Source organism: Lachnotalea sp. AF33-28, assembly GCF_003477885.1.
In the GTDB taxonomy this organism is placed as follows: Bacteria; Bacillota; Clostridia; order Lachnospirales; family Lachnospiraceae; genus AF33-28.
In genome coordinates, this window is sequence record NZ_QUEE01000007.1 from 228,078 (window position 1) to 250,731 (window position 22,654).

Consider the following 22,654-nt stretch of genomic DNA (forward strand, 5'->3'; position numbering starts at 1 on the left):
AACGTTTGTTTTGTATAATCACTATAGAAACCATCGGATTTTATCTATGAGGATTGTATAAAATGATAAAAATGTCGAATATTGATGTAAAACGGCTGACCGTTGGGGAGATGGCCAGGCTGAACCACATATCGGAGCAGACCTTAAGGCTCTATGACCGGGAGGGTCTGTTTTCACCGGTGCACAGGGATGAGAGGACCGGATACCGCTATTATGATATCCGTCAGAGCGCGCAGCTGGATATGATCCGATATATGAAGGCTCTCGGCATGCCGTTAAAGGAAATCGGCCGCCACATGAAGAAATGGGATATGGGGCGGGTGAAGCACCTGCTTAAGGACAACCGGGATGCCATCGATAAAAAGATAGAGGAGCTCACTCTCCAGAAGCGTGCCATAGAGAGGGCTCTTGACAGCTATGACCAGTATGAATGCGCGCCGCCGGACGGTGCGATCGTGCTGGAATATATACCGAAGCGGCAGATGTATGTGAATAACACCTCCACCAACTTCTATGATTATGAGATTGACCAGTATGAGCGGCTGCTGCGCGAATTAAAGGAAGATATGTCGGACCGCCATATCTCTCCGTTTTATTATGCCAATGCGGGCACGATACTGAAACAGGAGGATTTTATGAGCCGCCGTCTGTATTCCACAGAGTTGTTCGTCTTTGTGGACCCTGAATATGTGGACAAGGAGTTGATCACTGAGATTCCGGCCAGCTACTACCTGTGCATTTACTGTGACCGATTTGCAAAGGAAAAGAGGTATATTGACCGTCTGCTGGCGGAAATTGAGGAAAAAAACTATACGGTCACCGGTGATTATTTATGCGAAGTGATTGTGGAGATGCCGTTGGATTATCAGGAAAGAGGCATGTTTCTGCGGTTACAAGTGCCAATCCGCATGGGCTGATTTTGGTAAATATGACCAATTGACCTGATACCTTCTATAAGCCTTACAATATGGATAGAAAGACAGGCTTTTTGGAAATACTTAAAGGTATGAAATGTGTTGTATGCACCGAGGCGTGCAGGAATGGAGGTTATCATGATGAACTGTGAAAAGATTCGTGTGGTACAGTACGGATGCGGCAAGATGGCCAAATACATTTTGAGGTATCTGTATGAAAAAGGCGCTGAGATTGTGGGAGCGATCGACGTAAATCCTGCGGTTGTCGGCATGGATGTAGGTGAATACGCGGAACTGGGATTCAAACTCGGCGTGACGATCCGCGACGATGCGGATGCGGTGCTGGATGAATGCGATGCGGATATCGCAGTAGTGACCCTGTTCAGCTTTATGGATGATGTATACCCTCATTTTGAAAAATGTGTATCCAGAGGCATCAATGTTGTGACGACCTGCGAAGAGGCGATCTATCCGTGGACGACCTCCGCAGCCCTCACCAATAAACTGGATATTCTGGCTAAAGAAAACGGCTGTACCATCGTGGGCGCAGGCATGCAGGATATTTACTGGATCAATATGATCGGTTGTGTGGCAGGCGGCGTACACCGCATCGACCGGATCGAGGGCGCTGTGAGCTACAATGTGGAAGATTACGGTCTCGCTTTGGCAGAGGCTCACGGTGCAGGGCTTACGCCGGAAGAATTCGAAGAGAAAATCGCGCATCCCACCACTCTGGAGCCCTGCTATGTATGGAATTCCAACGAGGCTCTCTGTAACAAGATGGGCTGGACCATCAAATCGCAGTCACAGAAGTGCGTGCCGTATTTCTATGATAAGGATCTGTATTCCGCCACGCTGGGAACCACAATCCCGAAGGGTAACTGCATCGGCATGAGCGCTGTGGTAACGACGGAAACCTACCAGGGTCCTGTGATTGAAACGCAGTGTATTGGTAAGGTATACGGGCCGGATGACGGCGACATGTGTGACTGGAAGATCATCGGCGAGCCGGATACCACATTTTATGTGCAGAAACCGGCTACGGTGGAGCATACGTGTGCTACGATTGTTAATCGTATTCCGACCATACTGAACGCGCCCGCCGGCTATATCACGGTTGAGAAACTGGATGACGTGGAATATCTGTCCTATCCAATGCATCTGTATTTAAATGACTGATATTAAATGAGCTGACTGACAATAAAAGAGCTGCCCGGCCGCATATCGTAATATGTGCCGGACAGCTCTTTTCTATCATAGGAAAATGCTTCTATGATAGAAAAAACTCCAGGCAGGATGCGCACTCACGCGAAGATAGTATAGCCGCTATGCGGCCGCGCTCAGCGCGCGAGCCCGGCTTGCCGAACTCTTTTATACATCCTATGTAAGACCAAAATCCTTCCTGCGGGGGGCTGCCTTGCAGGAAGGATTCTGTTATGCAGGAAAACATATATAGGTGAGAAAACCGTATGTACGGATTACATCGCGCTGTGTATTGCTTCCACTACCTTAGGATCTTTTTCTTTTGTCAGCTGATACGTAACCTGGGTCTTGGCATATTCGGAGCCGGTCTTCCACAGGGCTTTGCCCGCAGCTACTCTGACTTCCGTATTCTCATGATCCAGAAAACCGGTCAGCTTGTTGACGGAATCTTCATCGCCGATATTGCCCATTGCCTCAATTGCCGCACAGACCACATCGGTCTCTTTGCTCTTTAAGAATGCAACAATTTTTCCTGTTTTCTTCTTTTCTTCCAGTTTCTTGATCTTTTCCTTTGCTTTTGCGCTATCCATATCATAGGCCTCCTAATAATTATTGGTATAACTATAACTTTAGCACTGAAAACTTTACGATTCAATGAAACAAAGATAAACAATTATGAATTAAATAGGTAATCATATTGCATAATTATAAAATTATTATTAACTTAGTTGGCCCAGAGTATTTCTTTCCTTAGAAGTTATTATATGAAAGAGAATCCCGACTGCTGCGGGGCGCTTTAGTGACGTGCCGCCTTCCTGCCGCAGTTAATAATAACAGGGCCGGAGCTCCGGCCCTGTCAGAGTATGTACTATATCACTTTCCCTGAAGCGTTTTCTGACTGCTCCACAGGAAGATCAGATACAGAATAGAAGCTACCAGCTGAACAATCGCTGTAAGGAATGCAGCAATAGCCGCCAGTATGTTAATGATCGGTATATAGGACAGGATCTGGCATACAATCAGAATGACTGTGCAGACCAGATACATTTTCCAGATCAGACCGGCCCTGTTGACAAGTCCGTCGTCAACTCCCTGCAGCAGCGCAGCCGAAGCGGTGCATACATAATATACGACTAAAAAGCTTAATGCGGTATTGGCGACGGTAACCACTAGGTTCATAAGACCGCTCTTGAATGCGAACATATGGATCAGAGTGATAACGAGATTAACGATGGTAAGAATAAAAGCTGTGTTGTAATCATTGTCCGCTTTGGACATGGTGTAGAACCCGTAGATGGAAATAATCAGTGCCGCAAGACCGACAAAACCTCCCAAAAACGGTATGAAAGTAAAAAGTGATACGATCTGTCCGACAAATACATAAAACAGACCCTTTCCCGCGATAGCGCGTGTGCTGTCCATACTTAAAACCCTCCTGTTAAATATGATTATGTTATATATTGGCAGTTGCTGCCGATAAAAAAATTATAGCATACTCCTCACCATGAGTCTACCGGCAGTTTATAAAGTAAATAATTGCGAATGATTGCAAAATGTCCGAAAATAGAGTATAAACGAGGGTAGGAGGCGCGCGGGGCGCGAATACTTTTTATGAAAAACATTGTATTTTATATATCCGATCACGGATTCGGACATATGGCAAGGAATATACCGCTTATCAGTTCCGCGCTTTTTAAAGACGCGGATGTGCGGATCTATATCAAGTCCGGGGAAAAGCAGATCGCATTTGCCCGAAATGCCATGGAAAAGATTGGAGAAACGGAGAGGGAGAGGCTGCACTTTATCGTTCAGCCCATGGATGCTGGCCTGAAGCTCATACCGGGAACCCTGCTCATAGACGGTACGGAATTGAAACGCTGCGTTTCCGCCTATGTTAAAAGCTGGCCAGAAGCAATCCGTGCGGAGAAACAGTTTTTGAAGGAACAAAAGATCAGCCTGGCAGTCTGCGATATACCGGCATGGACGCTGGCTGCCTGCAGGGAGGCGGGAGTGCGGTCCCTGTTTATCAGTAATTTTACCTGGGTTGAGATATACCGGGAATATCTGGGGGAAAACCTGACCCAGGCATATCAGGACTGCTACGGCAAGGCGGATGAAGCGTTTTTATATGAACTTTATCCGCCGCAGCTGCCGGGATATTTCAGGCGCTGGGAAAAGGCGGGCTTTGTATGCCGCGGTTTTCATCCGGCAGAGGCGGATAAAATACGAAGCGGCCATCAAAGGCCCTGTATTTATGTCGGAGTCGGCAGATCCGCGGATATCGGGGAGGATATCGATGTTTCTTCGATTCCCTATGATTTCTTCGTGACGGACGGCGTGCATCTGACCGGAGATAATGTCTATCCTCTGGATCAGGATCTGCCCAACACACAGGATTATATCCTGGCCAGCGATTTTGTGATCACAAAAGCCGGCTGGGGTACGATCGCCGAAGCTGTGCTGGCCGGCAAGCCCATGGCCCTGCTGTCAAGGGATACGGTTGCGGAGGACCGCAACAGCATCCGGCAGCTGGTCTTAAGAAACCTTGGGATTGAAGCGGACAGCTTAGATCTGGCGGAGATGGGTTCGCTCATAAAGCGGCTCCAGAGTCTTGCTGCGAAGCAGCGCCCGGCGTACCGTCCGGATACGGACAGGCTGGCGGCTGCAATCCTAAAGCGGGCGGAAGCCGGCAGCGGGAAATCTGCCGGATATGAATATGCACAGCGGGAGAGGGGAGAAGAAAACAATGCTGCCGGAAGTCTATGAGCTTGAGTGCCCCGCAGGGACGATCCCCATCCACATCCAAGCTTCGCAGCGAAAGACCATCGGCATACAGATCCGGGCGGATCAAAGGGTTGAGATCCGTGTGCCATACCGCACAGCTTATCATGAGGTCATTTCGGTCATACAGGAGAAAGCGGACTGGATTGTCAGCCATTATGAAAGGGCCGTCTGTGAGGCGCAGGAAAGAAAGAGCGCGCCCTGCCCATATCAGGACAGGACCTGGCTGCCCTGCGGTGATGAAAAGGTTTTTCTGCGCATACGGTATGAGGAGGGGCGGACGCGCGCGCAGCTGCAGAGCGTCCGGGAGAAAGACGGACGGATAACGCTGGCTGTAACCGCCGGCCCGGGGGACGGAGCGGGCATCCGAAGTCTGATATCCCAGTGGTACAGGCATGCAGGCGCCCGCAAGATCGCGGCACGCGCCCACGCATATGCCGGGCAGATGGGAGTGAGTTTCCGTAAGATTACGGTTAAGGAACAGAAAACCTGCTGGGGGAGCTGCAGCGGGAAGCAGAATCTGAACTTCAACTGGAAACTGCTGCTCATGCCTATGCCCATCCTGGATTATGTGGTGGTGCATGAACTGGCGCATTTAAAACAGATGAATCATTCGGAGCAGTTCTGGAAGGAGGTGGAGGCCGTCCTGCCGGATTATCATGAGCGCCGCCGTTTCCTTAGGGAGCATGAAAAGGAGTATGCCGTTTATTGAGGAGGCCGTGATGTTTGGGAAGAAAAGAAAGGATACAGTCAGGAAAAGCTATGATAGCGCCAGGCAGGAGCCGGTGATTATCAGCAGCATCTGTAACGGCGAGCGGGTTGCGGGATTCCGGGATATTCACAGTAAAAAGGTGGAAGAGGTGATGTGCATCCGCAGCCCGAAGGATCTGGAGGAATTTGCCGCGATCTACGGCATACGCCTGGAGGATATCAAGAGGGATTGGTAGAGAGAAAGGAGAAGCTGTATGGAGAAGGAATTGCTGAAACGAGGTCCGGTATTGGATGAAAAAGGGAGACCGGTGCCGGGATTTTCCAGACGATCGACACTGGTCTATGACCGCAGCGCGGTCAAGGCCCCGCCGTGGAGGCTGAAGGAATGGGATTTTTACCAGATTTCCAACCGGAATCTGTGCCTGCAGTTTACGATCGGCCATGCATCCTATGCGGGACAGGTGAGTGTCATGCTGTTTGATTTCATAAAGGGGGAGAAGCTGCTTGAGAAAAACAGATTTCTGGTGCTGCCCTTTGGGTCTCTGCATATGCCCTGTGATGCGGAGGCGGATCATGTGCTGCCCTACAAAAAGGGAGCTGTTTCGATGAAATTTGAGACGCGGGGAGACAAGCGGCTGCTGACCTGCCGCTGGGACGGGCTGGAAGCGAGGATCGCCCTGTGCCGTCAGAACCCGGACTCCCTTGTGGTCAACCTTCCCTTTCATGAATATGACCATGCTTTTTATTATAATCAGAAGATCAACTGCATGACCGCCGAAGGCTATGTGCGGTATGAAGGAAAGGAAATCCGTTTTGGCAGAAAGGATTCCTTTGGAATCCTGGACTGGGGACGGGGCGTATGGCCTTTTCATAATGAATGGTACTGGAGCAACGGAAGCGGCTATCTGGACGGTGAGATGTTCGGTTTTAATCTTGGCTGCGGCTTCGGCAATACGGATACGGCCAGTGAGAACATGCTCTTCTGGAAAGGAAAATCGCACAAGCTGGGAAAAGTGCGGTTTGAATTGGGGAAAGAGTACATGGATCCCTGGAGAATTGTGGATAACGAAGGGCGGTTGGAGCTGGTGCTGACCCCTTCTTATGACAGGACCACCAGGACGAAGGTGCTGTGGGTAAACAACTGCTGCCATCAGATGTTCGGCAGCTTTGAAGGATTCGCGGTGCTGGATGACGGCAGCAGGCTGGAAGTGAAGGATGTGGTCTCCTTTGCTGAGCACGCGGTGAATAACTGGTAGCTGTCCGTTTTCCTGCGTATTTCTGTAAGCATTTCATCCGCAAACTGTGTGGCCAGACGGACGTCTGGCCGCATGATCCGGTCGGATCCGTAGCACTCTAAAGCGTCCGCAATGAGCGGGCGATATACTTCGGATAGGTGATCAAGGCCCCATTTGCCGCCCTTTTCCTTTGACAGGCACAGGCCGTCCCTTATAAAAGCGGATACTCTGCACAGATTGAGAATGACATACAGAGGATCCTCCGCAATTTCTTTTTTTGCATTTTGAATATCATGCCAGAGGCTGTCGAGGTAATCTTCTTTGGAAACCTCTCCAAAGACCTGGGCGACCGCCTCTCCGCATAATACAATCCCGTATCTTTTGATGATTGTGAAGTGGGCCGCCAGGTCTTTATCTCTGCCATTCATATTTTTAATATAAGCATCCGGATTTTCGATAAATCCTGACAAATGTGCCGGTGAAAAATGCAGCTCATATGGGGTCGGGTAAACAAAGGGCTTACAGAAGTTTCTTATCACGATACTCACTTCCAGACCTTTTGCAGGCGCCTTTTCATTGAGTTTTACAACGTTTTTCATAAAGCTTAATTTCTGTTCATCCGTTATATTCTCTTCGATCACAACAATGATATCGATATCGCTTTTATCCGGATGAAAGCATCCCATCGCGAGGGAACCGTGCAGATAGATTCCGGTCAAAGAAGACTTTAATATCTCCCGGCACATTTTTGTGAAGCTGTCGAGTAAATTTTGATAGTACACGGTGTTTCCCCCTTGTGGAATTTGTACTGTTCATTCAAACTGTCTCTTAATATCCTAGAATTAATACACCTGTCTGTCAAGTTAAAAAGAGTCTGGCATACGCGGTAGGTTTACGGCACGGTGAACAGTAACGCTTGATGTGTTAAGGGAAACGCTTAAGCCAGTGGAAATGTTGCAAAATAGGGTAAATTGTGGTAAAATTCTAACAAATCATGCTATGCTCTTGTATTGCCCGCAGGCACAGAGCTTGTGCTTGGAGAAGGGACGGAAAATGTGCTGACCGCGTCTTTAGACGAGGGATATGGCCTGATGGATCAGGGCGCACTGGTTATTTCGGGCAAAGGAATGCTGGTCGCAATAGGAAAGTACGTCCTATGAAAGAACAAATGCTCCGCTTAGGATCGTACTGCGGCGGGAAGGTATTCTGCCGCCAGAGCGGCCTGCCGCAGGCGGAGAATCCCGCGAGAGGGATTCTTATTTAGGTGCGAATGTTTGTCAGCCAAGAAAGGAATGATAGAAATTATGGGTAGATTTGAATTTAAACAGTGTGCGGATATCGAAGGGCTTTATGCGGTTCAGCCATATGTTTTTGAGGACGCAAGAGGATATAATTTTGAAGCATACAATGAAAAAGATTTTATGCAGGCTGGTCTGTCAATGAAATTTGTGCAGGATAACCGTTCCACATCCCGAAAGGGTGTTCTGCGGGGCCTGCATTTTCAAAAGAAATATCAGCAGGGAAAGCTGGTCAGCGTGATACGGGGAGAGGTATTTGATGTCGCGGTTGATATCCGGGCCGGTTCCAAAACATTCGGCAAATGGTTTGGGATAGTGCTGAGTGAGGAAAAGAAAAATATGCTCTATATTCCGGAAGGCTTTGCCCACGGTTTTCTGGTTCTGTCGGATATAGCGGAATTTGAGTATAAGCTTTCGGATTTTTATCATCCGGAGGATGAAAGCGGGATACCGTGGAATGACGAACGGCTGGGAATACAATGGCCGGTCGCTGGGATGCAGATTATAACATCAGAAAGAGATTCTTCGCACAGGCCGTTTTCAGAGGATGTGGCGCTAGAAGCTAAAAAGGCGGAATGATCGGCACAAGGCGAAGTGACCGGTCCGATCAGAGTGTTCCGTAATAGATAGGAGTATGTGATGAGATGTAAGGTAGCTTTCAGCTGCGGTCATACAGGATATATGCAGATTGGCGGAGACGAGCGGGCGCGCGCCGGCCGCATCCGATGGATGGAAGAAAACGGAATCTGCCCGAAGTGCTATACAAAGAGGCTGAATGAGGAGCGCAGCGAAGGCTGCGACGAAGTTACGATGCCCTACAGTGAATATAAGATGTACCATGAGGGCTGTGAAACGAAAAAGGGCAGCTATCACAAGAAAAATAAAACGGTTACGGTCTTTATTCCGCGCCGCCTGTACGATCAGGATGAAAAATAAGCAAGAGGAGTATTATGAGTATACTGAATGTCGAGAATTTAAGCCACGGTTTCGGTGACCGGGAGATCTTCCACAATGTGTCTTTCCGCATGCTTAAGGGAGAGCATATCGGCCTTGTGGGAGCCAACGGTGAAGGAAAATCAACTTTTATGAATATTATAACGGGCTCTCTGATGCCCGATGAGGGTAAGATAGAGTGGGCTAAGAATGTGAAGGTGGGTTATCTGGACCAGCATGCCGTGCTGGAAAGGGGTATGACTATCCGGGATGTTTTGAAATCCGCGTTTAACGGCCTGTTTGAAATGGAAGAACGGATGAATGCTCTGTGCGCAGATATGGGCGATGCCCCGGAAGAACATCTGGAAGCGATGATGGAGGAGCTGGGCACCATACAGGATCTGCTGCTGGCCCATGATTTCTATGTGATCGATGCCAAGGTGGAGGAAATTGGCAGGGCGCTGGGGCTTTATGAGATCGGACTTGACAAGGATGTCACCGACTTGAGCGGGGGACAGAGGACAAAGGTGCTGCTTGGCAAGCTGCTGCTGGAAAAACCGGATATCCTGCTGCTGGATGAACCCACCAACTATCTGGACGTACAGCATATCGAATGGCTGAAACGCTATCTTCAGGAGTATGAAAACGCATTTATACTGATTTCTCACGATATCCCCTTCTTAAACAGCGTGATCAATCTGGTCTATCATATGGATAACCGGGAACTGACACGCTATGTAGGTGACTATGACAAATTCAGAGAGGTGTTTGAGGTTAAGAAAAACCAGCTGGAAGCGGCCTACCGCCGCCAGCAGCAGGAGATCGACGATCTGCAGGACTTCATCGCCAGGAACAAGGCCCGTGTATCCACCAGGAACATGGCCATGTCCAGGCAGAAGAAGCTGGACAAAATGGATGTCATAGAGCTCGCGAAGGAAAAACCCAAACCGGAATTTCGGTTCCGCGAGGCCAGAGCGGCGGGGCGCTATATTTTTGAGACAAGGGATCTGGTGATCGGATATGAGGAGCCTTTGTCTAAACCCTTGAATTTCACAATGGAGCGGGGAGAGAAAATTGTTCTGACCGGCGCCAATGGAATCGGAAAGACCACACTGCTGAAAAGCATTTTGGGCCTGATTCCCGCGCTGGCGGGCGATGTGGAGCTGGGCGATTATCTGGAGATCGGATATTTTGAACAGGAATCGGCGGAGGGTAATTCTTCCTCCTGCATAGAGGAGATCTGGAAGGAGTTCCCCGCCTTTACCCAGTATGAGGTGCGTTCGGCCCTTGCCAAATGCGGCTTGACCACCAAACACATCGAAAGCCAGGTGAGGGTGCTTAGCGGCGGAGAGCAGGCTAAGGTGCGCCTGTGCAAGCTGATCAACAGGGAAACAAACGTGCTGCTGCTGGATGAGCCCACAAACCATCTGGACGTGGACGCCAAGGCGGAATTAAAGCGGGCGCTTACGGCCTATAAGGGCAGCATCCTGCTGATCTGCCATGAGCCGGATTTCTATCAGGATTTTGCGGGCCGCGTGATGGACTGCTCGCAGTGGTCGCTGAAAATTTGATATTTGATAAATCGGAGTAAAGGAGCTGTTGCTGAAGCGGTGCATGTCAATATGCAACCCGTTTTGGCACAGCTCTGTTTTTGTATCTGCTTCCCTGCTGCCTATAGCTAATTATTTTTAAAAATGAAATTATGGTATTGACAAATTGGGGGTTTCAATATAATATAAACGTATGAACAACAATTCATATGAAAGGAGATTCACATATGGAGGATAAGAACAAAGTGGAATGCTGTGAGTTCACCCATGTTCATGAAGACATCGTTAAAAAAGTGAATGAAGAGATGCCGGATGAAGAACTTCTCTATGATCTGGCGGAGCTGTTTAAAGTATTTGGCGACTCCACAAGGATTAAGATATTATATGTGCTCTTTGAGTCGGAGATGTGCGTATGCGATATCGCGCAGCTGCTGAATATGAATCAGTCGGCGATTTCCCATCAGTTAAGGGTCCTTAAGCAGTCCCAGCTGGTGAAATACCGCAGGGAAGGCAAATCCATATTTTATTCGCTGGCCGACGGCCATGTGCGGACGATTCTGGGGCAGGGCATGGAACATATCGCGGAGTAGCCCGGATATGCGGTGCAGGATAAACAAAAACAGCATAGATAAATAAAAACCGATAGTATAACAGAATAATTTAATTGGAGGATATGACAATGAAAAAGAGATTTAAAATGCAGGATCTGGATTGCGCAAACTGCGCTGCGAAAATGGAAGAAGCTATTAAAAAGATCGACGGCGTGAAGGACGCCAATGTGAGCTTTATGACACAGAAATTGACAGTGGAGGCGGATGAGGACAGATTTGACGATGTGATGGCACAGATTATAAAGGTTTGTAAAAAAGTGGAACCTGACTGCACAATTTTAGTGTAAGTGAGAAAGCGGGCGGTGACCATGACAAAAAAACAGAAAAAGACATTGATCAGAATCAGTATCGGCGCTGTATTCTACATCCTGGCAATCGTATTTCCCACAGACAGGCTGGGATTGGGAGATTATGAAAAACTGTTCGGTCTGGGGCTGATGCTGATCCCGTATTTTATCATCGGAGGCGACGTGCTGTATCGGGCGGTGCGCAATATACTGCACGGTCAGGTGTTCGATGAAAATTTCCTGATGGCGTTAGCTACTGTTGGCGCGTTTTTTACGGGAGAATACCTGGAAGGCGTGGCGGTTATGCTGTTCTACCAGGTGGGAGAACTGTTCCAGAGCTATGCGGTGGGCCGCTCCAGGCAGTCCATCACTAAGCTTATGGATATCCGGCCGGACTATGCCAATGTAGAATATGAGGGAGCGCTTGAAAAAGTGGATCCGGAAGACGTGGCCGTGGGTGATGTGATCGTTGTAAAAGCGGGTGAGAAGGTACCGCTTGACGGCGTGATCGTGGCCGGCAGTTCCCTGCTGGATAATTCGGCCCTGACCGGGGAATCCGTGCCAAGAGAGGTGGGGGAGGGCAGCGAGGTCATAAGCGGCTGCATCAATACCAGTGGACTGTTAAGAGTCCGTGTGACGAAGGAATTCGGAGACTCCACCGTTTCAAAGATACTGGATATGGTGGAAAATGCCAGCAGTAAAAAGGCGAAAGCGGAGAATTTTATCACCAAATTTGCACGCTATTATACGCCTGCAGTCGTGATCGCAGCGCTCATCCTGGCGATTTTTCCGCCGCTCATATTGGGTGGAGGCTGGGCGGACTGGATACACAGAGCCCTTATTTTTCTGGTAATATCCTGTCCCTGTGCGCTGGTGATCTCTATACCGTTAAGCTTTTTCGGCGGTATCGGCGGAGCCTCCAAGCAGGGTATACTGATAAAGGGCAGCAATTATATGGAAACCCTCTCTGAGGTGACTACGGTGGTGTTTGATAAGACTGGCACACTGACTAAGGGAAGCTTCCGTGTAACCGCCATTGAGCCGAAAAATATGGACAGCGATGGGCTGCTGGAGCTTGCAGCCATTGCGGAAAGCTATTCGGACCATCCGATCTCCCTTTCGCTAAAGGAGGCGTACGGTAAAGAGATCGACGCGGCGAGACTATCCGATGTGGAGGAAATCCCGGGCCACGGTGTCAGAGCTGCTGTGGACGGCCATAAGGTATGCGTCGGCAATGAAAAGCTGATGAAGCGGGAAAATATCTTCTATGATGTATGTGAAAATGCGGGAACCGTGGTTTATGTTGCATGTGACGATTTATTTGAAGGCTGCATCGTGATTTCGGATGAAATCAAAGAGGATGCCCGGGAGGCCATGCAGGCATTAAAAGAGGTGGGAATCAAAAAGACTGTGATGCTAACCGGCGACCGCAGGAAGGTGGCCGAGGATGTAGCTTTTAGGCTTGGTATTGACCAGGTATACAGTGAACTGCTGCCGGGCGATAAGGTGAGCCGGGTGGAAGAGCTGCTGGAACAGAAAGGGCCGAAAGAAAAGCTGGCTTTTGTTGGCGACGGTATAAACGATGCGCCGGTGCTCTCCAGAGCGGATATCGGTATCGCCATGGGTGCGATGGGATCCGACGCGGCCATAGAGGCTGCCGATATCGTGCTGATGGATGACGAACCGTCCAAAATCGCCGACGCTGTACAAACCGCGAGAAAGACACTGCGGATCGTCAGACAGAATATCATATTCGCGCTGGCGGTTAAGGCGTTTTTCCTGATACTCGGCGCATTTGGTGTTGCGAATATGTGGGAGGCCGTATTTGCGGATGTGGGAGTTTCCGTAATTGCTATCTTAAACGCGACCAGAGCGCTGTCCGCAGAAAAGCGCACAAAACAGCGCGGCAGCATGTCGGAGCAGGGCCGCAGCGCACAGCAGCTTCAAGGAACAGAGGAATAAGATTTTGTTACCTGTGCATTAGTGCAAAAATAAAAATCTCATTCCATTTTAATTTGTGGAAATCCCCGTACCCATGGTATAAATTACATGGCGGACGGCCGAATAGCCGGCACATCATTGTGAAAAAATAACGTTGACAGCAGGTGGATACCGTTGCATAATAAAACCGCTTAGAGAAGAACAATGATGCGTACCGGCATAAGCCGGACACTGCGCGGGGCGCAGAGAAATGAGGGATGTATTATGTTGAGAGAGTTTACACAGTGCAAGAGCAACAAAGAACGTCTGGAGCTGATCACCAATGCAGAGAATTATACCGCTTCCGAACTGAATGCGATCTGCGAGATCCTTGGCCTTGGCGAGACAGCAGAAAGTGATGACGAAAAACTGACAGCAATTGCGGCGGCTATAGAGGAGAATATCAAAAAGGAAGCGACCGACGATTTAAAGAGAAGCAACGAGCTGGTAGCTGCAGTTGTGGAAGAGGAGAAGCCGGAGCATGAAGAGGACGAGAACGATTTAGGTTTCCTGACAAGGGTAGCGGCGATCAATATATCAGGTATCTCAACCAGATAACTGATCATAACAGCGGCGCCGGGGTGTTGCTGATGCGTAAAGCACGGCAACACCCCGGCGTTTTTTATATTCACCGCTTAAGCGGCCCGCCTCTCTTTTGATTTCAGATCACCGATTTAAGCTGAAGCTCATCGATGCCCAGAAAGTTTCTGGTTGAGAGGTAGATGCCGCCCAGAAGGATCGAGGAATCCTGCAGTCCGGAGGGCAGGATGCGGCAGTACCGCCGCATCCTGTTTTCCAACCGGTTTTCCAGCTGCTTCATGATCTCTTTGGAATACACGGTGAAGGCGCTGTTGATCACGATCACATCCGGGTTGAAGACGTTTAAGATATTGTTGATCCCGATGGACATGTATTTGACGAACTGCTCCAGCAGCAAAACAGCATCGGGGTCAGATTTAGCACAGGCATCCATGAAGGTCTCGGCACTTATATGGGAAAGACCTTTTCTGCGGACGTATTCCTGAAGCAGGGCACGTTCAGAGGCATACTGTTCAAGGCATCCGTGATTGCCGCAGGGGCATGGCCGCCCATCCGCTTCCACGATGGTATGCCCGAATTCTCCGGCACAGCCGCTGCAGCCGGTATAGAGCTTCCCATCCACGATCAGCCCCATTCCGACGCCGGAATGCACGCTGATGCCGGCCATATTGGGATAGTTATAGCAGAAGGCTTTCTCTCCGATGATGGAGAGATTAGCCTCATTCTCCAGGATCACCGGTATGGAAAAGCGGCTGCTCACCGCGGCAGCCAGATCGAGTCCGGCGTAATCATAATAGGGGGTGAAGGAGATATGATTGTGATGGACCACCCCATGTATACCGATACTGATTCCCACCACCCCATACGGGCTGGGAGGCAGTTCCCGCATGGAGGATTCCATGATTGTGAGGAGTCCCTCTGTGAGCTGTTCTCTCTTAAAGTGATTGGGATACTGCCTTAAGCGGCAGTGCTCCCCTTTCAGATCAGCCGTCAGCGCTGTAATGTGATCCACACCGAGATCGACGGAAAGGATGCAGCCGGCCTCCTGGCAGAAGGAGAGCAGGATGGGCTTGCGGCCGCGGCTGGTATCGTCGCTTCCGATCTCCGTCACCAGCTGCTCGTCAAGCAGTGTCTGGACAATTGCGGATACGGTGGCCTTGGTCAGGCCGGATTCCTTAGCGATGGCGGCCCTGGACAGAGGCCCTTTATTGATGATTTCAGCCAGGATCAAATGCCTGTTCATATCGCGGATCAACTCCTTGCTGCCGGTTACCATGATACCCTCCATTCTGCCGGTCTGCCATGTATGCGGCGGCCGGAATCTGATAATTGTTTGGTCACTGAACAATATAAGAATATCATAGCTGTTCTTCCGCATTTTGTCCAGCGAAACAGAAGGAATGCACTTGACCAACACCGGAACTCGTGATAGGATAAACTTATTAGTTTAATAACTGAACAAATATTAAAAAGTGCGCGCATACGGTGCGCCGTCCGTCAGCCGCCAGCTGGCGTTATGGAAAGGAGTTCAGAGAAGATGGCAGAGAAACTGGTAGTAAAGACGGTGAGAGATACCGCGTTTTCGCGCTACGGCAAGGTGGTGGAAGGCATTGATGTGAGCGATATCATAGAAGCGATGGGAGAAACCCCGCTGCCGGACAATGTGGCCTATGAGCCCAGCGTAAAATCCCTGGAGAGCTGCACATCTGCCGGTAAGATTGCCGCCAGCCTCTATGGGGGCATGCCGATACAGATCGGCTACTGCAACGGGAACAATTATCTGCTGAACGCGCTGGAATATCACAGGGACAGCGAAGTCAATATCGCTGTGACCGATATCATCCTGCTGCTTGGCTGCGAACAGGATGTGGGGCCGGATTACACCTATGATACGGAATCGGTGGAAGCGTTTCTGGTGCCGGCGGGGACCGTGATTGAGGTCTATGGTACCACGCTGCATTATGCGCCATGCAATGTGGCGGAAAGCGGCTTTAAGGCGGTTGTTATACTGCCCAGAGGGACCAATACGGATCTATCGGAAGAGGAGAAACCGGATTATACACCGGAAGATAAGCTGCTGTTTGCAAGAAATAAGTGGCTGATTGCCCACCCGGATTCAGGGCTTGAGGCCGACGGCGCTTTTATTGGGCTTAGAGGAGAAAATATTTCCGTCCGCTGACTCGTCATATGTCTGCGGGAGCGGTTAATAACAACAAAATCAAGAGAAAATCTGGGAGGTAATAGGATGAATAACATGCCGGAAGTGAAATTAGGGATCGTAGCGGTGAGCAGGGACTGTTTCCCCATGACGCTCTCCGAAAACAGGAGAAAAGCGGTTGTTAAGGCCTACCGCGGCCTTGGCGGCGAGATTTACGAATGCCCCACCGTGGTGGAGAGCGAAGTACATATGCAGAAAGCCCTGCAGGAAGTGAACGAAAACGGCTGCAACGCTCTGGTGGTTTACTTAGGCAATTTTGGACCGGAGAGTTCGGAGACGCTGCTGGCGAAGTACTTTAACGGCCCGGTGATGTTTGCGGCGGCTGCTGAGGAAACCGGAGAAGATCTGGTGGGCGGACGCGGGGATGCGTACTGCGGCATGCTCAATGCGAGCTATAATCTGAAGCTGCGCAATCTGCGCGTCTATATTCCGGAATATCCGGTGGGGGATCCGGAAACGGTTGCAGAGATGATCGGGGAGTTCATCCCTGTTGCGCGGGCAGTGGTGGGACTGCGCAATCTGAAGGTGATATCTTTCGGCCCCAGGCCCCAGGATTTCCTGGCCTGCAACGCGCCGATCAAGCAGTTATATAACCTGGGGGTTGAGATAGAAGAAAACTCTGAGCTGGATCTGTTCGAAGCATTTCATAAGCATGACGGGGATCCCAGAATTCCCGATGTGGTTAAGAGCATGGAGGCGGAACTGGGCGAAGGCAATAAAAAACCCGGCATTCTCTCCAAACTGGCGCAGTATGAGATCACCCTGCTGGATTGGGTGGAAGCACACCGGGGCTCCAGGCAGTTTGTGACCATTGCCGGGAAGTGCTGGCCCGCTTTCCAGACTCAGTTCGGTTTTGTGCCCTGCTATGTAAACAGCCGTCTGACCGCAATGGGCATCCCTGTTTCCTGCGAAGTGGATATCTACGGCGCGGTCAGCGAGTTCATCGGAAGCGCGGTCAGCCAGGATACGGTTACCCTGCTGGATATTAACAATACCGTGCCTTCAGATATGTACGCGGCTGAGATAAAAGGAAAGTATGATTACTCGAACAAAGATACCTTTATGGGATTCCACTGCGGCAATACGGCGGCTGGAAAATTGACCTCCTGTTCTATGAAATATCAGATGATCATGGCCAGAACACTGCCGGAGGAAGTGACCCAGGGCACGCTGGAGGGCGACATCGTTCCGGGCGACATCACATTTTTCCGTATCCAGAGCACGGCGGACGCAAAGCTGCGCGCGTATATCGCGGAAGGAGAAGTGCTGCCGGTGGCGACCCGTTCATTCGGAGGCATCGGAGTATTTGCTATCCCGGAGATGGGCAGATTTTACCGCCATGTGCTGGTTGAAAAGAATTTCCCCCATCACGGCGCGGTAGCGTTCGGCCATTTCGGCAAAGCGCTTTTCGAGGTGTTTAAATATGTGGGCGTGGAACCCTGCGAGATCGGCTATAACCAGCCTAAAGCGGTGAGGTATCCCACGGAGAATCCTTTCGTATGAAAAAGAATCCCGCTGGCGGGATTCTCTGCCTGCGGCAGGGCGACATAATACCTTCCCGCCGCAGTGCGATCCTAAGCGGAGCGTGTTTGAAAATTCAGTTCCGCAATCTGCACATCAAATACGCTCTGAAGTAACAGGAGGGAACAGGATGTATTATATTGGAATTGATCTGGGAACATCCGCAGTAAAGCTGCTTTTGATGGATGAAAACGGAGCGATCAGAAACACGGTATCGAAAGAGTATCCGCTGTATTTCCCGCAGCCCGGCTGGTCAGAGCAGAGACCGGAGGATTGGTATGAGCAGACAGCGGCCGGTCTTTATGAGCTGCTGGACGGATTTGACCGGTCACAGCTTGAGGGAATCAGCTTCGGCGGGCAGATGCACGGCCTGGTGATTCTGGATGAAAAGGACCAGGTCATCCGGCCGGCAATCCTGTGGAATGACGGCCGGACCGGGGAAGAAACCGATTATCTGAACAAACAGATCGGAAAGGATAAGCTGTCCGCATATACCGCTAATATCGCTTTTGCGGGATTTACCGCGCCAAAGCTTTTGTGGCTGCGCAGGCATGAACCGGAGAACTTTGAAAAGATCCGCAAAATTATGCTGCCGAAAGACTATATAGCTTATCGGCTGACCGGTGTGCACTGTACCGACTTGTCGGATGCCTCAGGTATGTTATTGCTGGATGTGAAAAACCGCTGCTGGTCCGATGAGATGATTGAAATATGCGGAATTAAAAAAGACTGGCTGCCCAGTCTGTTTGAAAGCTATGAAGCGGTAGGAACGGTGACGAAGGAAACAGCTGCACAGCTTCATATCCCGGAGACCGTCAAGGTGGCCGCCGGTGCTGGCGACAACGCGGCGGCGGCCGTGGGAACCGGAACAGTCGGGGATGGGCGCTGCAATATCTCACTGGGCACCTCTGGCACCGTATTTATATCCAGCCGGAAATTTGGCGTGGATGTAAACAATGCGCTGCATTCTTTCGCTCACGCGGACGGCTGCTATCATTTGATGGGCTGCATGTTAAGCGCTGCATCCTGCAACAAGTGGTGGATGGATGAAATCCTTAAGACGGGAGACTATGCGGGTGAACAGGCTGCAATTAAAGAATTGGGCAGAAACAACGTATATTTCCTGCCCTACCTGATGGGAGAGCGCTCTCCCCATAACAACCCCAATGCCAGAGGAACATTGATCGGCATGACCATGGATACCGCCAGGGAGGATATTACGCTTGCGGTTCTGGAAGGGGTTGCCTTCGCCCTTAGGGATTCTTTTGAAGTTGCCAAATCTCTGGGAATCTCCATTGAGCGCACCAAGATCTGCGGAGGCGGCGCGAAAAGTCCGCTGTGGAGAAGGCTGATCGCCAATATCCTGAATATCAGGGTGGATGTGCTGGCCCAGGAAGAGGGGCCGGCCATGGGAGCTGCCATGCTGGCCGCTGTGGCCTGCGGCCGGTTTTCATCGGTGGAGGAAGCCGCAGAGCGCCTGGTGAAGGCGGTGGATACCGTTGAACCCGAACCGGAGCTGGCAGCAAGATACGAGGAGCGGTATCAGAAGTTTCGTCTTCTCTATCCGGCATTAAAGGATGTGTTTGACCGGATAAAGTAGGGCAATTGGGGCAGCCGGCGGCTGCCCCTTTGTCAGTCTGCCGGGAAATAGAGTCCGGCTGGAAGAATCAGCGCGGATGCTTCCGAAAGTCCGCAGCTTAACAGATAATCTCTTACAAACTCCAGTATGTGGCGGTAGCAGGAGGACAGGCAGCAGGCTAACCGGAGAGCATTGCCTTCGCATAGATACTGAAATGCTTCGGCACACTTTTTCGTGAGGATCTCATCTTCCATGGGTCCATTGCTATAAAAGGAGTAATAATACCCCCAGATATTTAATGCGCCGGCCTCTTCCAGTACCGTTTTCATTGGTTTAAGAAGCTGGTGCTCTTTGATGCAGCGGACGATTGCGTCAAGTGGTATACAGGAGGGATCCGCCAACTGCTTTTTTAGTTCCGATATTTCTCTATCTGTGATACGTGCGGCGGAAAGCATCACAGCCGGACGGATGATGACCGCAGTCAGCTGCAGGGCGCTTAGATACAGCAGCGCATCTCTCCTAAGCACTTTGTTTTTCAGACATTTGATCACGAGCTGTTCTTCCTGCCAGATCACCTTTGTCCCTTTGACATTATAGGTCTTTGCAAATCCAATTTTATTCAGCATCGCAAGCGCATTCCGAATGGTTGAGACACAGACGCCGTATTCCTCTGCAAGCTGGGATTCAGGCGGCAGGAAGGTGTCCTCTTTATAAAAACCGGTGCCGATTTTATCGATTAAGTCCCGCGCGACCTGCGTATAAAGCTGATTCCTGCCAATGTACGTATTCCAGGCAAAATCCATTGTCTCATCTTCCGGAAGATTCGGATATTTTTTTGCCAGATCCCTTATTAATACCTTGGCCGAATGAACGATCGCCTCATACATAACGGAAAAACGGTGAAAAATCAGTTCACTGTTTTTTTGAAGTAAAGCATCAGCGATCCATGTGAGGCTTTTAAACTCGTTGTATGAGGTTACCAGCGATTCAAATTTCGGTTCATCCTGGAATAAAGGGATTCTCGCAAACAGTTCATATTTAGAAAACAGTTCCCGAAATAAAAGATTCCCGGAGTTATCCAGAAGAAAGCAGAGGAGGGACATCATAATTTTTTTCCGCTTTTCAGGAGCTTTGCTGTCAAAATTTTTAAAGGACGGGGCCCATTCCTGCATCTTTTCATCGCTGCATACGAGCGCCGACAGAGCGAAAATGGGAGGCAGGATCAGGGCCATTGTTTCATACGTCTGTATGATGGCTGTTTTTTGTCTGAGCACGGACTGTACAGCAAAATGCCGATCCATATTATCACGGTTATAAATGACTGTAGCCGCCTTTCTCTCTTCTGTACGGATATATCCATCTTTCCTCAGCGCGCTCAAGACATCCTTTACCGTGCGGATGCCGACATGATACAGTTCGCAAAGCTGGCTTATGGATGGCAGTTTGTCTCCGTAAGACAGGCGCCCTATCTTAATTTGACCGCATAAATCGCTGTAAACATAATCAAATAAAGTCTGCTTATTCTTAATCATGGTTCCTCCGGATCATTCATTGGAAATTGTCTGCTTCGCAGACGGAAATCAGCGCGGTATAATGTCTATCGACATTATACCATGTCAGCAGGCTGACATGGCCCCTCCGGGGGGATGCGCATGATTTCCTTGGGAAATTGTCTGCTTCGCAGACGGAAATCAGCGCAGGTATAATGTCTATCGACATTATACCATGACCGGTGGAAATATGATACTATTTGTATACGTACACAGATATCTTGTTGAAATCATATTTCAATGAATTTATAGTATTAGTAAAGCAATTGAATAGGAGGAACTATGATAAAAAGTAATATCTGTGTTATAAGCGGTATAGCGGCCGATCTGATTGTTCTTTCCGTTTTTCTTATTCTGCTTCTGCTCATCGTTGTATCCTATGAAAAAAAGCGGACACATCTTGAGAAGATATCGATGGTCGACCCGCTGACCGGAGGAGATAACAACCGGGCATTTCAGACTAAACTTGGATCGCTGCTTTTAAAAAGCTCTGCTCCCGCTTATACCATTGTTTTTCTGAATATAAAAGGGTTTAAACTGATCAATGAGAATTATGGAGTCGTTGCCGGCGACAACACCTTGAAATATATTTATAAGGTCCTGAAAAACAGCATCAGAGAAGATGAACTTGTCTGCAGAAGTGAAATGGACCAGTTTTTCTTATGTCTGAAGGAAAATTCACAGACAAAGGTGGAGGAAAGGCTTAGAAATATTATAAACGATGTGAACTCTTTTAACAGCTATACAGATATTTCGTACTATCTGTCAATGAGATTGGGCGGGTATTTCATCGATGAGCCCAATCTGGATATCAGAACGATACAGGACCGAGCCCGTTTTGCCGGTATGCATCAGCGGGAGGAAAATGCCTGTTCTTTTTTTGGATATGCCCTGATTGAGCAGATGAAGAAGGAAACACAGATCAACACCCTGTTCGAGTCATCGTTAAAAAATCAAGATTTTAAGGTATATCTTCAGCCCAAGGTACGTTTATCCGATATGAAGCTGTGCGGCGCAGAAGCGCTGGTTCGGTGGGAGCATCCGGAATACGGGTTAATCTATCCTTCTGATTTTATACCGCTATTTGAAAAAAACGATAAAATCTGTATTCTCGATCGCTATGTATTTGAAGAGGTATGCAGGCTGATCAGAAGCGATATGGATAATGGTGACAAAACCGTCCCGATCTCGGTCAATCTGTCAAGATCGCATACCAAAAACCTTAATTTTCTCCGTGATTTTATAAGAATAAAGAAAAAATATAATATTCCCGACAAGATGATTGAATTTGAAATCACGGAATCGATTATGATGAACGAAAAGCAGATAAATCTGACTAAAAACATAGTCAGAGAAATGCATAAAAACGGATTTTTATGTTCACTGGACGATTTCGGATTTGGGTATTCATCCCTTGCTCTGCTGAAAGAATTTGATATCGATGTGATAAAACTCGACAAAAGCTTTTTTGATGATATTACGAATTACAAAGCGAGGGAGATCATCTGGGGATTCATTGGAATTTCCCATAAGCTTGGGATAGAAGTTGTGGCGGAGGGTATTGAAACAGAGGAGCAGCTGGATTTTCTTCGCCAATCATACTGCGATATCGTGCAGGGCTATATTTTTTCAAAGCCGCTGACGGTTTTAGATTTTAAAAAATGGAGCAGCACACTTTGATTGTATACTTTTTAAGTATGATTCTCTATTTGGAATAAGTATTGTACAGGATTTTTCCTGTGT

The 22,654-nt window shown here is 49.2% G+C and carries 23 protein-coding genes; 18 read left to right on the forward strand and 5 right to left on the reverse strand.

What is annotated here, in order from left to right; genetic code table 11:
* Window positions 1-62 precede the first annotated feature (62 nt).
* Window positions 63-917, forward strand: coding sequence for a MerR family transcriptional regulator (locus DWZ56_RS11885; protein ID WP_118556847.1), 855 nt, complete (start codon window positions 63-65; stop codon window positions 915-917).
* Window positions 918-1,052: 135 nt separating this feature from the next.
* Complete coding sequence (locus tag DWZ56_RS11890) at window positions 1,053-2,093, forward strand: NAD(P)H-dependent amine dehydrogenase family protein (RefSeq protein ID WP_118556848.1); 1,041 nt, start codon at window positions 1,053-1,055, stop codon at window positions 2,091-2,093.
* Window positions 2,094-2,392: 299 nt separating this feature from the next.
* Here the strand turns inward: DWZ56_RS11890 and DWZ56_RS11895 are convergent, their stop codons facing one another.
* Window positions 2,393-2,707: a HEAT repeat domain-containing protein gene (locus tag DWZ56_RS11895; protein WP_118556849.1), complete on the reverse strand. Its 315-nt coding sequence runs from the start codon at window positions 2,705-2,707 to the stop codon at window positions 2,393-2,395.
* A 283-nt stretch (window positions 2,708-2,990) separates the two neighbouring features.
* Window positions 2,991-3,539: a hypothetical protein gene (locus DWZ56_RS11900; RefSeq protein WP_118556850.1), complete on the reverse strand. Its 549-nt coding sequence runs from the start codon at window positions 3,537-3,539 to the stop codon at window positions 2,991-2,993.
* Window positions 3,540-3,728: 189 nt separating this feature from the next.
* Here DWZ56_RS11900 and DWZ56_RS11905 point away from each other — a divergent pair, with 189 nt between their 5' ends.
* From DWZ56_RS11905 to DWZ56_RS11920, 4 genes are read left to right on the forward strand one after another with little or no spacing between them, the layout of a single operon-like run.
* Window positions 3,729-4,883 carry a glycosyltransferase gene (locus tag DWZ56_RS11905; RefSeq protein ID WP_118556851.1) on the forward strand — a complete coding sequence of 385 codons (1,155 nt, stop codon included), beginning with the start codon at window positions 3,729-3,731 and terminating at the stop codon, window positions 4,881-4,883.
* The gene (locus DWZ56_RS11910) at window positions 4,864-5,610 is read left to right on the forward strand and encodes a M48 family metallopeptidase (protein ID WP_158584558.1); all 747 of its coding nucleotides are present in this window, start codon (window positions 4,864-4,866) and stop codon (window positions 5,608-5,610) included. Before DWZ56_RS11905 ends, DWZ56_RS11910 begins: the two co-directional genes overlap by 20 nt.
* A 10-nt stretch (window positions 5,611-5,620) precedes the next feature.
* Complete coding sequence (locus DWZ56_RS11915) at window positions 5,621-5,845, forward strand: aspartate dehydrogenase (RefSeq protein WP_118556853.1); 225 nt, start codon at window positions 5,621-5,623, stop codon at window positions 5,843-5,845.
* Between the two features lie 18 nt (window positions 5,846-5,863).
* On the forward strand, window positions 5,864-6,865 hold the full coding sequence (locus DWZ56_RS11920; protein WP_118556854.1) for a DUF2804 domain-containing protein: 1,002 nt from the start codon (window positions 5,864-5,866) through the stop codon (window positions 6,863-6,865).
* Here the strand turns inward: DWZ56_RS11920 and DWZ56_RS11925 are convergent.
* Complete coding sequence (locus tag DWZ56_RS11925; protein WP_118556855.1) at window positions 6,760-7,626, reverse strand: aminoglycoside adenylyltransferase domain-containing protein; 867 nt, start codon at window positions 7,624-7,626, stop codon at window positions 6,760-6,762. The genes DWZ56_RS11920 and DWZ56_RS11925 overlap by 106 nt on opposite strands.
* Window positions 7,627-7,875: 249 nt before the next feature.
* Here DWZ56_RS11925 and DWZ56_RS23335 point away from each other — a divergent pair, with 249 nt between their 5' ends.
* From DWZ56_RS23335 to DWZ56_RS11960, 8 genes are all read left to right on the forward strand, one after another.
* Complete coding sequence (locus DWZ56_RS23335; RefSeq protein WP_279220289.1) at window positions 7,876-8,004, forward strand: hypothetical protein; 129 nt, start codon at window positions 7,876-7,878, stop codon at window positions 8,002-8,004.
* Between the two features lie 144 nt (window positions 8,005-8,148).
* Complete coding sequence (gene rfbC, locus DWZ56_RS11930) at window positions 8,149-8,721, forward strand: dTDP-4-dehydrorhamnose 3,5-epimerase (RefSeq protein ID WP_118556856.1); 573 nt, start codon at window positions 8,149-8,151, stop codon at window positions 8,719-8,721.
* A gap of 60 nt (window positions 8,722-8,781) precedes the next feature.
* A complete protein-coding gene (locus tag DWZ56_RS11935) occupies window positions 8,782-9,078 on the forward strand; it encodes a hypothetical protein (RefSeq protein ID WP_118556857.1) in 297 nt (98 codons plus the stop codon).
* A gap of 14 nt (window positions 9,079-9,092) precedes the next feature.
* Window positions 9,093-10,646, forward strand: coding sequence for an ABC-F family ATP-binding cassette domain-containing protein (locus DWZ56_RS11940; protein ID WP_118556858.1), 1,554 nt, complete (start codon window positions 9,093-9,095; stop codon window positions 10,644-10,646).
* A 206-nt stretch (window positions 10,647-10,852) separates the two neighbouring features.
* Complete coding sequence (locus tag DWZ56_RS11945; RefSeq protein ID WP_118556859.1) at window positions 10,853-11,215, forward strand: ArsR/SmtB family transcription factor; 363 nt, start codon at window positions 10,853-10,855, stop codon at window positions 11,213-11,215.
* 89 nt (window positions 11,216-11,304) lie between these two features.
* Complete coding sequence (locus DWZ56_RS11950) at window positions 11,305-11,523, forward strand: cation transporter (RefSeq protein ID WP_118556860.1); 219 nt, start codon at window positions 11,305-11,307, stop codon at window positions 11,521-11,523.
* Window positions 11,524-11,544: 21 nt separating this feature from the next.
* Window positions 11,545-13,485, forward strand: coding sequence for a heavy metal translocating P-type ATPase (locus DWZ56_RS11955; protein ID WP_118556861.1), 1,941 nt, complete (start codon window positions 11,545-11,547; stop codon window positions 13,483-13,485).
* Window positions 13,486-13,728: 243 nt separating this feature from the next.
* Window positions 13,729-14,061 (forward strand): hypothetical protein, encoded by a 333-nt coding sequence (locus tag DWZ56_RS11960; protein ID WP_147369418.1) that lies wholly within the window; start codon window positions 13,729-13,731, stop codon window positions 14,059-14,061.
* A gap of 103 nt (window positions 14,062-14,164) precedes the next feature.
* On the opposite strand, the gene DWZ56_RS11965 is transcribed toward DWZ56_RS11960, so the two are convergent.
* Window positions 14,165-15,319 carry an ROK family transcriptional regulator gene (locus DWZ56_RS11965; protein ID WP_118556904.1) on the reverse strand — a complete coding sequence of 385 codons (1,155 nt, stop codon included), beginning with the start codon at window positions 15,317-15,319 and terminating at the stop codon, window positions 14,165-14,167.
* Between the two features lie 261 nt (window positions 15,320-15,580).
* Between DWZ56_RS11965 and DWZ56_RS11970 the strand changes: the two genes are divergently transcribed.
* The 3 genes from DWZ56_RS11970 to xylB all read left to right on the forward strand — a co-directional run bounded on the left by DWZ56_RS11970 (window position 15,581) and on the right by xylB (window position 19,382).
* Complete coding sequence (locus DWZ56_RS11970) at window positions 15,581-16,222, forward strand: DUF4867 family protein (RefSeq protein WP_199679590.1); 642 nt, start codon at window positions 15,581-15,583, stop codon at window positions 16,220-16,222.
* A 66-nt stretch (window positions 16,223-16,288) separates the two neighbouring features.
* Window positions 16,289-17,764 carry an L-fucose/L-arabinose isomerase family protein gene (locus DWZ56_RS11975; protein ID WP_118556863.1) on the forward strand — a complete coding sequence of 492 codons (1,476 nt, stop codon included), beginning with the start codon at window positions 16,289-16,291 and terminating at the stop codon, window positions 17,762-17,764.
* 148 nt (window positions 17,765-17,912) lie between these two features.
* Window positions 17,913-19,382: a xylulokinase gene (gene xylB / locus DWZ56_RS11980; RefSeq protein WP_118556864.1), complete on the forward strand. Its 1,470-nt coding sequence runs from the start codon at window positions 17,913-17,915 to the stop codon at window positions 19,380-19,382.
* A gap of 32 nt (window positions 19,383-19,414) precedes the next feature.
* On the opposite strand, the gene DWZ56_RS11985 is transcribed toward xylB, so the two are convergent.
* On the reverse strand, window positions 19,415-20,893 hold the full coding sequence (locus tag DWZ56_RS11985; RefSeq protein WP_118556865.1) for a GntR family transcriptional regulator: 1,479 nt from the start codon (window positions 20,891-20,893) through the stop codon (window positions 19,415-19,417).
* A gap of 300 nt (window positions 20,894-21,193) precedes the next feature.
* Between DWZ56_RS11985 and DWZ56_RS11990 the strand changes: the two genes are divergently transcribed.
* Window positions 21,194-22,591: a putative bifunctional diguanylate cyclase/phosphodiesterase gene (locus DWZ56_RS11990; RefSeq protein WP_118556866.1), complete on the forward strand. Its 1,398-nt coding sequence runs from the start codon at window positions 21,194-21,196 to the stop codon at window positions 22,589-22,591.
* Window positions 22,592-22,654: the final 63 nt, after the last annotated feature.